The following is a 12,678-nucleotide window of genomic DNA, read 5'->3' as shown; positions in this document are numbered from 1 at the left end:
CCATGCTCTTCCACCGACGCTTCGAGCACCGCTATCCGCGCATCGTCCGCGGGCGCGGCGCGAGGTTGTACGACGACGCGGGCAACGCCTGGTTGGACGCCGTGGGCGGCGCGGGCGTCGCCGTATTGGGACATGGCCTGGAGGAGCTGGCGCGGCAGGCCGCCGAGTCCATGCGGCACGTCAGCTACCTGCACGGCATGCAGTTCACCACGCCCGAGCTGGAGACCTACGGCGAGCGGCTGGTGGCCCTGGCCCCGGCCAACATCTCCCACGTCCTGCTCATGGGGAGCGGCTCCGACGCGGTGGAGACGGCCATCAAGCTCGCGTACCAGTTCCACCTGGGCAAGACGGGGCGCCCGCGCAAGCACAAGGTGATTGCCACCGAGCCGGGCTACCACGGCGCCACCGGTCTGGCCCTGGCCGTGACGGGCAAGCCTCGCGACCGGCTGCTGTTCGACGGGCTGCTGCGCGAGCAATGCTTCATCCCCGCGCCGGACGCCTACCGCCGGCCAGAGTCCGGCGAGGCCTGCGCCGAAGCGCTGGAACGGAAGATTCTGGAAGAGGGTCCCGAGAGCTGTCTGGCCTTCATCGTCGAGCCGGTGATTGGCGCCTCCATGGGCGTCAGCGTCCCGAAACCAGGCTACCTCCAGCGCGTCCGGGACATCTGCGACCGTCACGACGTCACCCTCATCTTCGACGAGGTGATGTGCGGCTTCGGCCGCTGCGGCACGTGGTTCGCGTCCGAGCACTCAGGCGTCCAGGCGGACATCATCGTCCAGGGAAAGGGGATGGCCGCGGGGCTGCTTCCGCTATCCGCCGTCTATGCCAGCCGCGGCATCGTGGACGGCCTCCATCGGGATGGCGCCAACTTCGCCCACGGGTTCACTTTCACGAATCACCCCTTCTCCGCGGCGGTGGGCCTGCGGGTGCTCGACGTCATCGAGCGTCAGGGCTTGCTGGACAACGTCCAACGCCAGGGGGACGCCCTGCGCGCGAAGCTGCGGGAGCTGACCGCCTTCTCCTGGGTGGACGACGTGCGCGGACTGGGCCTCTTCTGCGGCCTCGAGCTCGTCGCCGACAAGCGCACCCGCCGCGCCTTTCCCAGGACGGCGCGGCTGGCGGAGCAGGTGCTGCAACGGGCCATGCGGCGGGGAGGCAACTTCTACTTCTCCATTGGCTACCTGCCGGACGGCAGCGGCGACTCCATCCTGGTGATGCCGCCCTACACCGTCACCCCCGAGGAGCTGGAGGCCATGGTGGCCGTGCTGCGCGACACGTTCGCGGAGCTGGACGCCGACGCCCAGTCCCTGGCTCGGCAGGCCGCGTAGCCCCGGGAGCGAGCCACCATGGACATCCGGACCGACTGCCAGCACTTCAACGGCTACAAGCCCTGCGGCCCGCACAAGGCGCGAGGGACGCACTGCGACGGCTGCGCCGACTACCAACCCGCCACCGGCAACGTGCTCATCATCAAGCTCCAGGCCGCGGGCGAGGTGGTGCGCAACACGCCGCTGCTCCACGCCATCCGCCAGCGGCACCCGGGGGCGCGCATCTTCTGGCTGACGCACTACCCGGAGCTGGTGCCCCGGCGAGAGGTCTTCAAGGTGCTGCGCTACGACCTCGCGGGCGTGACGACGGTGCTCGACCTGCGCTTCGACCTCGTGCTGTCCCTGGACAAGGACGTGGAGGCGTGCGCGCTGGCGAACCGCGTGGACGGCCGGGTGAAGAAGGGCTTCACGCAGAAGGACGGCGTCATCCTGCCCTTCGACGGGGACAGCCAGCGCAAGTGGCGCACGGGCGTCTTCGACGACTTGATGAAGGCGAACACCCGGCACTACGTCCAGGAGCTGTTCGACATCTGCGGCTTCGCCTTCCAGGGCGAGGAGTACATCCTGCCCGACTACACCCCGCCCCAGGTGGAGCTCGAGCCGGGCAAGCAGGTGGTGATGCTCAACACAGGCGCTGGGAGCCAATGGAAGCCGCGGCTCTACTCGCCCGCGAACTGGGCGACGCTTGCCAGGCGCTTGAAGGAGACGGGCCGCGAGGTCGTGCTCGTGGGCGGGCCCGACGAGCACGAGCGCAACCTGGAGATTTCGGCGCGGGCCGGCGTCCGCTACTTCGGCGTCCAGCCCTTCGACGGCTTCATCGGCTTGCTGAGCCTGGCCGACGTGGTGGTGACGTCGGTGACGTTCGCGTTCCACGCGGCCGTGGGGCTGCGCAAGCGCATCGTCCTGCTGAACAACACGTTCAACCGGCACGAGTTCTACATGTATGGCCGGGGCACGGTGCTCGAACCGGAGGTGCCCTGCCTCATGTGCTACAAGCAGGACTTCGATGCGGGCTGCGTCCAGCGCGACTGCATGGACCTGCTGTCCCCCGAGCAGATTCTCCGCGCCGTCGGAGCGGTTTGAACGTGGCGCCCGACGCCCCCCAGGATGAGGTGGACGTCGCCATCGTCGGTGGTGGCGTGGGCGGGTGCTACCTCGGCTACCGGCTCCTCGCAGGTGTCACGCCCCACGGGCACTCCCCCCTCGCGGCGCTGCGCCAGGGCCGGGAGCAGCTCCGGGTGGGGCTGTACGAAAGCACGGGGCGCCTTGGAGGCCGGTTGTGGTCGGTCCGGCTGCCCGGCCTGCCGGACGTCGCCGCGGACCTCGGAGGCATGCGCTTCCACGACCAACTGCACCTCGTGGCCGACCTCATCCAGCACCTGGGGCTGGCGGACCAGGTGACGGACTTTTCGTTCGGCCAGCCGGAGAACTTCGCGTACCTGCGGGGCAAGCGCTTCCGGCAACGGGAGCTGGAGACGACGGCGCTCGCGCGAAGCACCACACCCCTCCCCTACCGGCTGCGCACGGCCGAGCGGCTCCTGGGGCCGTCGGGCCTGGAGCAACACGTCACCGACACCGCGCTGCCCGGCTTCAGCGGCCTGCGCGCGCGCTACCACGCCGCCTTCGAGCGTCAGTCCTGGGAGGACGTCACCGCCTCGGAGCGGGAGTACACCCAACGCAAGGCCGCCGCCCGAATCGACGGCGCACCGCTGCACGCGCTGTCGTGGCGAACCTTGCTCGGACAGGTGCTCGGACAGGAGGCCATCCAACTGGTGAAGGATGCGGGTGGCTACGACAACCTCGCCGAGAACGGGAACATCGCGGACTGGCTGGACGTGCTCTTCCACGCCCCCATCGACGGCCGCTACCGGCGCCTCCGGGGCGGCTTCGACGCCCTGCCCCTGGCGCTACACGCGCGCTACCGGGCGGCGGGAGGCACCACGTGGCCGCACCACCACTTGCGCCGGCTCGACAGACACCCGGGCGCCGGTGACATGCCCGCCTACACGCTGCGCTTCGCGGCGCCGGAGGGAGGCAGGTCGCGCCGGGTGAAGGCGCGCTGCGTGCTGCTCGCGCTACCGCAGCACGCCCTGGAGTCGCTCGACCCGGACAGCTTCCTCTTCGAGGACGCGGCGCTGAATCGCAACCTCCGCGGCGTGCGCGCCGTCCCGGCCGTGAAGCTGTTCCTCGCGTACCCGTCTCCCTGGTGGGAGCAGACGGGCGTCTCCCGAGGGCGCAGCACCACCGACCTGCCACTGCGTCAGCTCTGGTACTGGGCCGGCGGCGACACGCGGCACCCTCCCGCCGTGCTCCTGGCGTCGTACACCAGCGGCACCGACGCGGCGTACTGGAGCCGCCTCCGCGCGGGCGAGCTGTATCCGGACTCGAAGGGGCCGCTGGAGGCGCCGGCCCTGCCCGCCGATGCGCCCGCCAGCCGTCAGATGGTCGAGCGTGCCCACGCGATGTTGCTGGAGTTCCACGGCGTCGAGGACGCCCCCTGGCCCGTCGCCGCGCGCTGCCAGGACTGGTCCGACGCGCCCCACGGAGGCGGTTGGCACGTCTGGCGGGAGCACCACGTCTCCGGTGACATCATCCCCGCGATGCGCAAGCCGCTCGCCGATGAGCAGGTCTTCATCGTCAGCGACTGCTGGTCCCATGACCCGGGCTCGGTGCACGGCACGCTGGCCACCGCGGAGTGCACCCTGCAGGACCACCTGGGCCTCGGCTGGCCCGGCTGGCTCCGGCACGAAGGCACCCGCCTGGGTCCGCGCGGGACAGCGAAGCGAATCCCCTCACGAGGAGGCGTTTGAACCATGGCGCTGAGCGTGCCCGAGGGCTACCGCCCTCTCCAGAAACAGAGCCTGCCCGACTACCTCTCCAGCCACCCCCACCTCGCGAAGCAACTGGGAGGCGGCGCGACGGACTGGCACACGCAGGAGGTGAGCGACGGAAACGTGAACCAGGTGTTCCTGGTCCACGGCCCCGCCGGCAGCGTCTGCGTCAAGCAGTCCCTGCCCTACGTCCGGCTGGTGGGTGAGTCCTGGCCCCTGACGTTGGAGCGCATCCACTTCGAACATCAGGCGCTGCTCGAACACGGCCGCCATGTCCCTGGGCGCGTCCCCCAGGTCCTCCACCATGACGCCAGGCAATATGTCCTGGTCCTCGAATGCCTGACGCCGCACATCATCCTCCGCAAGGGGATGACCGCCGGCGTCTGCTACCCACGCCTCGCCGGACACCTGGCGGACTACCTGGCCCGCTCGCTGTTCTTCTCCTCCGACCTGGCCCTCACCGCGGCGGAGAAGCGGCGCCGGGTGGCCACCTTCAGTGCCAACAGCGCGATGTGCCAGATCATGGAGGACATGGTCTTCACGGAGCCCTACCAGCTTCACCCGCGCAACCGGTGGACCTCGCCCCAGCTGGATGGCCTCGCGGCCGAGGTCCGTGAGGACGTGGACCTGAAGCTGGCGGCGTCCCGCCTCAAGCACCAGTACCTGACGCGGGCAGAGGCGCTCATCCACGGTGACCTCCACACCGGCTCCATCATGGTGACGCAGGAGGACACGCGGGTCATCGACCAGGAGTTCGCCTTCTACGGCCCCATGGGGTTCGACGTGGGCGCCCTGATGGCCAACCTGCTCATCAACTACTTCTGCCAGGAGGGCCACACCACCGATGCGGCGCCGCGCGCCCCCTATCAGGCCTGGGTCCTGGAGACGCTGGAGGACATGTGGTCAGGCTTCCACGACGGGTTCCTGGCGCTCTGGGAGGCGCACGGCCGCGGCGACGCCTATCCCTCCGCGCTGTTCACCTCACCGGCCGACCGGCGCGCGCTCACCGAGGAGCGCCGGCGCTGGCTCCAGGGGCTGCTGAGTGAAAGCCTGGCGTTCGCGGGCGCGAAGATGCTCCGCCGCATCTTCGGGCTCGCGCACAACCTGGACCTGGAGAGCATCGCCGACCCTGACCGCCGCGCCGGTTGTGAGCGCGCTTGCGTCGAGCTGGGACGGGCCCTCCTCCTCACCCCCGGGCGCTACCGCGCCATCACCGACGTCACCACGGTGGCGAGGGACCTCGCGGAGCACCTCCGACCCAAACGTCGCGGGTAGGCGCGGCGCCCGTCACGTCCCCGTCTTGGCGATGGGGGCCAGGGCGCCCGACAGCTCGTTGAACTTCTCCCCCAGCGGCCGGATGACGTGCTTCTCGATGGCGTAGTAGCTGGAGAGCTGCTCCAACGGGACGCGCCGCATGTGCCAACGGCCATTCAGGTCACACCCGATGGCGTTCTTCTGGAAGCCGCCGCTCAGCCATCCGTCACTCTCGCCCTGGCTGGTGCGCTCGATGCGGAAGTACTTCCATATCTTGTCCGCGGTACAGACGACCGGCTCGTCCGGGTCCTCGGGACGGGGCTCGGCGACGCCGAACCAGCACTCCGGCCCCGCGGCGTCACTCACGTAGGCGTCATTGAAGCCCAGCCATATCCAGATGAAGGCCAGCAGCTTCACGTCCCGTGCCCGGCTGTCATCCACCGCGGTGCCCGCGGGGACGTGGAGCGGGTCCACATAGAAGCGGCCAAGCCAGGACGGCAGCCAGAGGTAGAACGGATACGAGCTGTCATCCGACAGCAGGTAGCCGCTCGCGTTGGAGAACAGCTTGTTGCCCGCGAGGCACTTCAAGCTGACGCCATACTCGCGGATGGCGAACCGGACGCCGACAATCTCGAAGAACGAACGGATGTCTTTATGGTGCTCGGAGAAATTCGAGTAGCTGCCAGCAATCTGGGTCAACACGTCTTTTCTGAAGGCCATGACCAGCTGGCATTGCAGTCCGCATACCAAGCCACGCTTCACAATCCGTCCGAGCATGCGGGCTTGGACATACCGCCCTTCCCACCCCTGCCCGCGTCATCCCGCGACGCGCCTGCGTGCGAGCCGCAAGCGCGCTCCCCGCGGCCCCGGAGCGCTTGCCCTGTCTCTCTCATAGGCAGGGAGGTAGACCTGTCTGAGAAAGGCTCCGGTGGCCCGCAGGTCATCCGAAGGCAAGGGATGACACCGGAAGGTTCCCGTCGCATCGAAGTACTCAGGCACGAGCGGCGTCGCATCCGCCAACCCCAGCCCCCGAAACTCCGCGACCAGGCGCTGGTTCAGCGAGGCACACTTGTCGCGGATGAGCTCCGGCCACTGCCTCCAGAGCGGGAGCTCGGCCTGAAGCGGACGGAGCCGGAGGGAGAGCCGGTAGAGCAGCTCCGCGTGCGGGTGGTAGTGCGCCAGCTCGCGGTACCCCGCCTCCTTCGTCGGCCTGGAGTCCACGATGGGCTGGAGGAAGGCGCGGTAGTACCCGAAGACGTCCTCCAGGCTGTCCCCGTCCCTGACGGAGAAGGGGTCGGTGTTCTCCGCCTTCACGACGGTGGGCACGCCAAAGAAGGCGCTCGCAAGCGCCGTGACATGGCGCTGTGACACGCCCTCCGCGTCGTCCAGCCTGTCCTTCACCCGCTTCAGGCCATAGCGGAGGAAGGCCAGCGTCGCCCGCAGAGGCGCGTGACACCCCACCCTGCCCACACCGCGGAGCAGCACCTTCATATAGGTCTCTCCGGGTGGTGGCTTGCGCAAGCCGTCCACCTTCGCCAGCCCCTGGAGCCCCGCGCCGGTGAAGAGCAGCAGGTTGGGCTCCTTCACGTCGACGAGGGTTTCCTTCCCGTCGTCCAGCCGCATGCGGTCCAGATAGTTGCGCGCGAAGAGCTCCGCGCGGCTCGGAGGGAAGACGACCTGGCGCGCGTTCAGGTTGAGGATGAGCGCATGACTGGCGAGATGCCGGTCCCTCAGCCAGGGATAGGCGTTGTACGCCAGCACCAGGTCTCCGGCGGACCAGAGCAGGGGCGCCTCGGCGCTGGCGGAAAGGCCCTCGGTGGACCGCTGGAGTGAGCGGAAGAGGGAGATATCGCCCAGGTCCTCCTGGACCGCCACGACGCGGCTCCGTTCGTCGATGTGGCCTTCCTCCAGGAGGAAGTCGCGGACCACCTCCACCACGTGACAGACCTCACGAGGCCCATGGACGCTGACCTGGCCCCCCGTCAGCGCATGGGCCAGCAGCGGAAAGACGATGAGCGGGAGGTTGTCGAGCACCGGGTAGAGGAACTTGGTGTCATCCAGCCCGCCTTCCATTGAACGCAGCAGGGGCGTGGTCTCCAACACCCGCCATCTTCGATAGCGCGGGGGCAGCCGCGCCTGACGCTCCCGCGCCAACCGGTCCCCCACGCGCCGGGTGACGGCTGCCGCCAGCGCGGCCTCTCCCGATGCATACACCTCATGACTCGCCCCAATGGCGACGTGCCGCACCCGCATGCGCTCCCCCTGTCCTGGGAGATTTCCTTTCACGAACCGTGCGCGCGCACTCTGTCTTTCGTTGCACGGGAAACCCCATACATGAGGCGTTCCCGGAGAACGCGATTGCGTCCCCCACGGACGCGCCCGCCATCCACTTCAAGACTTCGCAGGCCCATGCTCCCAAGACAAACAGCAACACACTCACGGTATGAGTCTTGCTCATGTCGGCGCCCCGGACCCCGAGGCACATCCCCGGGCTCCGCATGCAACCACCCTTCACGAGGTCAATATGAATCAGCGCGCAATCTCCGTCCTGTTGTCTGGTTTTGGTTTGGCGCTTTCTCTTGCCGGATGCGGCACGCCCGCGCAGGACACGCCCGCGGACACGACCCAGGAGGCGCAGGCGTCGCTCGCCGGGCAGGTCTACAACGTCCTGGGCGACACGGCGTGCCCCTCGGGCTACACGCTGGCCTCTCCCGAAGAGGCGCGGGAGAACCAATCCACCCTGTGCGCCATGCTCGGCACGTGGGACATCGTGCGACTGGCCAACGGCGGTTCCATGGATGGCGCGGGCTACGGCTGCGGCATTCGGACGGTGGATTCGCGCGGCATGGGCGAAAGCCTCTGCAAGCAGGTGCAACAGTTCAGCGAGGTCACCGGCGACGGCGTCTGTCCGGCGGGGCTCACGGTGGTCAGCCCGATGGTCGCCCGTGCCAGCCAGAGCGACATCTGCTCGCAGCTGGGCACCTGGGACATCGTCCGGCTCGCTGGCGGCGGCTCCATGGACGGCCCGGGCTACGGCTGCGGCATCCGTGACGTCGACACCCGCTCGATGGGGGAGACCCTCTGCGCGCAGTTGACGTTCGTCGAGGTCGTGGGAGACCAGCCGTGCGCCCCGGGGACGGCCCTGCTGGCGCCGACCGAGGCCGAGGCCCGTCAGAGCGAGGTCTGCGCGCTGCTGGGGACGTGGGACGTCGCGCGTCTGGCGGGTGGCGGCGCCATGGACGGCCCGGGCTACGGCTGCGGCATCCGCTACTGGGATACGCGCACCCTCGGCAACGCCCTCTGTCAGGCGCTCTAATCACCGGCTGACACGGCGGTGCCGGTTCATGACCGTGGTGTCCCGGCATCGCCTCCAGCGCCCGCCATGCGCTTTCTTCATTGCTCGGATGTCCACGTCACCGCCGACTACCGGGCGCTGCCCCTGCGCCGGCTGGGCTGGCGGCGCTGGCTGGCGCTGCCAGAGCTGCTGGCAGCGGGGCGGGCGCGCGCCTACGACGAAGCGCCTCGCACGCTCTCCGCCATCGCGCGCGCCATGCCGGCACACGGCGCGCACCATCTCATCCTCTCGGGAGACCTGACGGCCTGCGCGCTCGACCTCGAGTTCCAGGGGGCACGGGACGCGCTGGGTGCGCTGGCGGAGGACCGCGGCCGCTGCACCGTCATCCCCGGCAACCACGACGTGTACACACCGGGCAGCGCTCGCGGCAGGCGCTTCGAGCGCTACTTCGGGCACCTGCTGGAGAGCGACCTGCCCGAGCACCAACGGGAAGGTGCCTTTCCCTTCGTCCGGCTCGTGGGCGAGGACGCCGCCGTCGTTGGCCTCTGCTCGGCCCGGGTGCCACCGCTGCCGGGCCTCTCTCGCGGGGTCATCGGCCCCGAGCAGTTGGACGGACTGGCGGCGATTGTCAGCGACGTCCGGCTCGCGAGCCGGGCCCTCCTCGTCGTCGTACACCACGCGCCCTTGAAGCCCCAAGGCACGGCGGCCCTGGGGCCCTGGGGATTGAGTGACGGCCCCGACCTCTGCAAGCTGCTCCGCGGGCCCCGTCACGCCATCTTGCACGGCCACATCCACCACCGCTTCCACCACCCGGCCACCGCCGAGCACCCCCACGTGTTCGGCGCCGGCTCCTCCACGCAGGCGGGCCGTGAAGGCTACTGGCTCATCGACGTTGAGAGCGGACAGGTGACGGGAGGGACGATTCAGGTCCCCCCATTCCCCTGAAGGGCCGCCCAGGCCTGAAGCCGCCGCTCCAGCGCCGTGAAGGTCCACAGGTCGGCGGGGTTGTCGGGCCGCACCAGGGCCAGGTCCCGCTGAAGTGCCCCGCGCGCCTCGATCACGCCCCACTCCGACAACACCCGCAGCGCCATCAGCGAGGACTTGCGCGCCACCAGCGCGAGCAGCACCGCCACGACGCGGGGGCTTCGTTCGTCGGCCAGCCGCTGCACCGCCTCATGACGTGCCTCGGGCGTGGCGTCCGGTGCCTCCAGCGCCTCGGCCAGCGCGGTGAAGCGCGCATCGTCCAGCAGCGGGCGCGGGCCGGGCCGCGGCTCCCAGTGCTCCACGGTGACGTTCGTCCGGCCCACGCAGACGCACTCCCGGCGCACGCCGTCATCACCGAAGAGGTCCATGATGCGATCTCTCGATGGCTTTCCACCCACGAGCAGTTTCCCCGCTCGCTCGGAAAGCGTGGGTGACACGCCGAGCACATGGACGCGCAGCACCGTGGCCTCGGCCGCGACACGCTGTTCGGTGGAGACGCGAGGCCACTTGAGGAAGACCTCCGCCATCCCCCGTTCATGGACGTACCAGCGGTACTCCAGCCACACGGCGCTGGGGCGGAGGGCGAAGCGGCCGTCTTCCTGCTCGCGGAGCCGGGGGGCGCCTTCCGCGAGCCCGGTGAAGCAGTGTTCCAGCAGCGCCAGGGCGTCGGAGAGCGTCATGAAGGTAGGGCAGTGTAGCGACGTTTGTCAGGTCGCCGGGCCACCATCGTTAGTGTACAATCAACACCATTCCTGAGGTCGCCCATGAGTGAAGCAGGACAGCAGCGGTTCACCTTCTTCTGGCAGGCGCACTCCCCCTTCTCGCAGTGGCACCGCTCCGACTTCGTCGTGGACGGCGCGCGCTACGTGTGCGCTGAGCAGTACATGATGGCGGGCAAGGCGCGGCTCTTCGGTGACAACGAGGCGCTGGCGAGCATCCTGTCATCGAGGTCGCCCAAGACGCACAAGGCCCTGGGCCGCAAGGTCCGAGACTTCGACAACGTGCGCTGGGAGAAGGCGCGTGAGCGCATCGTCTACGAGGGCAACCGCGCGAAGTTCACCCAGAGCCCGGCGCTGCTGAAAGCGCTCCTGGTCACCGCGGGCACGGAGTTGGTGGAAGCCAGCCCCATGGATCGCATCTGGGGTGTGGGGTTGAGTGCGGAGGACCCGCGCATCCATCACCCCGCGAAGTGGCGAGGACTGAATCTGCTGGGCAAGGTCCTCACGAAGCTGCGTGAGGACCTGCTGGCGGAGGGCGTCACCGAGGCGTCCCCCGCTGAAGCGTAGGGCTCAGAAGTCGTAGCGCAGGGGAGCCTGGTCCGGCAGGACCAGGTTCACCGTGCCCGAGGTCTTCCCGAACTGCGCCCCGAAGCGCTGCGACACCGAGGACACGTCGAAGCGAGGCGTGGCCCGCAGGAGCGCCTTGCACATGTCATTGTTCCCGTCATGTACCAGCACCAGGTTCGCCACCGGCGTCCCGTCCGCGCCCGGCTGAAGCGTTCCGTCCCAGGCCAGCGTGTACGTGTGCTCGGCGCAGCCTCCGCCATGCATCACGGCCAGCGACAGGATGCCGCCGTCCACCTGGGCGCTTCGGATGTTGATGGGGTCCTTCGGCTCGGGCTTGGGCATCACCACCAACGGCTGGACGGCGGCCTTCGCCTCGCCGTCCCCGGCAGGCGACGTCGGAGTGGCCTGCGTGTCCTCAGGGGCCGGCGTTGGCACCCCGGCGCTGGCCCCGGCTTCGGCCTCGGTGGACGGCGGTTCCACCGGAGCGGTGCCCATCTCCTGCCGGCTCGCGCAGCCCGCGAGCAGTCCGCACAACATCACCCCACTCCAGACGAGCGTTCGCATACGTCTCCTTATCGCCGCAGCGCGGCCTCATACGCCGCCAAGGTGCCCTCGGCGGTCCGCTTCCAGGTGAACTTCGCGGCCTGCGCCCTTCCTCGCTCCGCGAGCGCCCGCCGTTCCTCCGGCGAGTGGAGCAGCCGGTCCAACGCCCTCGCGAGCCCGTTCGCGTCGTCGGGCCCCACGCTCAGCGCGGCGTCGCCACAGACCTCCGGCAGCGAGCCCGCGGTGGAGACGATGGTGGGCGTCCCCAGCCGCATCGCCTCCAGCGGAGGCAGTCCGAATCCCTCGTAGCGAGAGGGGAACACGAACACGGCCGCGCGGCGCATCAGCTCGTAGAACACGGCGTCGGACTGATAGCCGAGCGAGCGCACCTCGAACCCCTCCGAGCGCATCCGGGAGATGCGCGACTCCACGCGACCCGCGCCGAACCAGCGCTGCCCCGCCAGCACCAGCGAGACGGGCCGCCCCCGCGGTCGCAGCAACTCCAACGCGTCCAGCACCAGGTCCACGTTCTTCCGCACGTCGAGCGAGCCCGCGTAGAGCACGTACTCCTTCGGCAGGGAGAGCGCGCGTAGGAAGTCCTTGCTGGTGTCGTCCAGGGCTGGCGCATGGACGTGGTCCACGCCATTGGGCACCACCACCGTGCGCGACTCCGCTTCCGGGTAGCGAGCCAGCAGGTCCTGCCGCGTGCGCTCGCTCACGCACACCACCTGGTCCGCCACCATCAGGCTGCGCGACAGCCACAGGCGGAACTGCCAGCGGAACGCGGACGACACCGTCTCCGGCATCAGCAGCGGAATCAAGTCGTGCACCGTCAGCACGTACTTCATGCCGGGCGCGCGGATGAGGGGCAGGTTGAAGTTGCCGTGTGCGTGGTACAGCGGCGCGTCCGAGCCCTGGAGCACGCGCGGCAAGCCGCCCAGCGTCCAGGCGGTGCGCCCGGCCTTCGCGCGAGGCGCCTCGCCAGAGGACTGCGCCCCCATGCGGATGAGCTGGACGCCGAGCGCCTCCAGGGCGGAGGCCAGGCAACGGGTGTACAGGCCGATGCCGGTGGTCGGCTCGTCCCAGAGTGTCGCGTCGAAGGCGATGGGGCTCATGGACACGGTGCGCCTCATACCACGAGCGTGTGATAGGCAGGA

General features: G+C 69.4%; 12 protein-coding genes. 7 read left to right on the top strand and 5 right to left on the bottom strand.

The genetic code is table 11. The features are described 5' to 3' along the window. Positions 1–2 precede the first annotated feature (2 nt). The 4 genes from HV824_RS15875 to mtnK are packed head-to-tail and all read left to right on the top strand — an operon-like array spanning position 3 to position 5,434. Positions 3–1,328 (top strand): aspartate aminotransferase family protein, encoded by a 1,326-nt coding sequence (locus HV824_RS15875; protein WP_176423648.1) that lies wholly within the window; start codon positions 3–5, stop codon positions 1,326–1,328. Between the two features lie 18 nt (positions 1,329–1,346). Continuing rightward, entirely contained in the window at positions 1,347–2,411 is a 1,065-nt protein-coding gene (locus tag HV824_RS15870; protein ID WP_176419239.1) for a glycosyltransferase family 9 protein, read from the top strand. 2 nt (positions 2,412–2,413) lie between these two features. After that, positions 2,414–4,138 (top strand): FAD-dependent oxidoreductase, encoded by a 1,725-nt coding sequence (locus HV824_RS15865; protein ID WP_176423647.1) that lies wholly within the window; start codon positions 2,414–2,416, stop codon positions 4,136–4,138. A gap of 3 nt (positions 4,139–4,141) precedes the next feature. Next, a complete protein-coding gene (mtnK, locus tag HV824_RS15860; protein WP_176423646.1) occupies positions 4,142–5,434 on the top strand; it encodes an S-methyl-5-thioribose kinase in 1,293 nt (430 codons plus the stop codon). Positions 5,435–5,446: 12 nt separating this feature from the next. Here the strand turns inward: mtnK and HV824_RS15855 are convergent, their stop codons facing one another. Further along, positions 5,447–6,133 carry a hypothetical protein gene (locus HV824_RS15855; RefSeq protein ID WP_176419236.1) on the bottom strand — a complete coding sequence of 229 codons (687 nt, stop codon included), beginning with the start codon at positions 6,131–6,133 and terminating at the stop codon, positions 5,447–5,449. A gap of 96 nt (positions 6,134–6,229) precedes the next feature. After that, positions 6,230–7,666: a hypothetical protein gene (locus HV824_RS15850; protein ID WP_176419235.1), complete on the bottom strand. Its 1,437-nt coding sequence runs from the start codon at positions 7,664–7,666 to the stop codon at positions 6,230–6,232. A 271-nt stretch (positions 7,667–7,937) separates the two neighbouring features. Between HV824_RS15850 and HV824_RS15845 the strand changes: the two genes are divergently transcribed. Further along, on the top strand, positions 7,938–8,729 hold the full coding sequence (locus HV824_RS15845; RefSeq protein WP_176419234.1) for a hypothetical protein: 792 nt from the start codon (positions 7,938–7,940) through the stop codon (positions 8,727–8,729). Between the two features lie 66 nt (positions 8,730–8,795). Continuing rightward, entirely contained in the window at positions 8,796–9,653 is an 858-nt protein-coding gene (locus HV824_RS15840) for a metallophosphoesterase (protein ID WP_176423645.1), read from the top strand. On the opposite strand, the gene HV824_RS15835 is transcribed toward HV824_RS15840, so the two are convergent. Continuing rightward, entirely contained in the window at positions 9,632–10,372 is a 741-nt protein-coding gene (locus HV824_RS15835; protein ID WP_176423644.1) for a hypothetical protein, read from the bottom strand. The two genes, HV824_RS15840 and HV824_RS15835, sit on opposite strands and share 22 nt — an antisense overlap. Before the next feature lie 84 nt (positions 10,373–10,456). Here HV824_RS15835 and HV824_RS15830 point away from each other — a divergent pair, with 84 nt between their 5' ends. After that, on the top strand, positions 10,457–10,978 hold the full coding sequence (locus HV824_RS15830) for an NADAR family protein (protein WP_176419231.1): 522 nt from the start codon (positions 10,457–10,459) through the stop codon (positions 10,976–10,978). 3 nt (positions 10,979–10,981) lie between these two features. Here HV824_RS15830 and HV824_RS15825 read toward each other — a convergent pair whose 3' ends face one another. Both HV824_RS15825 and HV824_RS15820 read right to left on the bottom strand, forming a co-directional pair. Beyond that, the gene (locus HV824_RS15825) at positions 10,982–11,542 is read right to left on the bottom strand and encodes a hypothetical protein (protein ID WP_176419230.1); all 561 of its coding nucleotides are present in this window, start codon (positions 11,540–11,542) and stop codon (positions 10,982–10,984) included. Between the two features lie 8 nt (positions 11,543–11,550). Next, a complete protein-coding gene (locus HV824_RS15820) occupies positions 11,551–12,636 on the bottom strand; it encodes a glycosyltransferase family 1 protein (RefSeq protein WP_176423643.1) in 1,086 nt (361 codons plus the stop codon). Positions 12,637–12,678 lie beyond the last annotated feature (42 nt).

The organism is Myxococcus sp. AM009 (genome assembly GCF_013372605.1).
GTDB classification, from domain to species: Bacteria; Myxococcota; Myxococcia; order Myxococcales; family Myxococcaceae; genus Myxococcus; species Myxococcus vastator.
The sequence above is the reverse complement of the archived record's forward strand: the minus strand, read 5'-3'. Positions and strand labels throughout refer to the sequence as shown.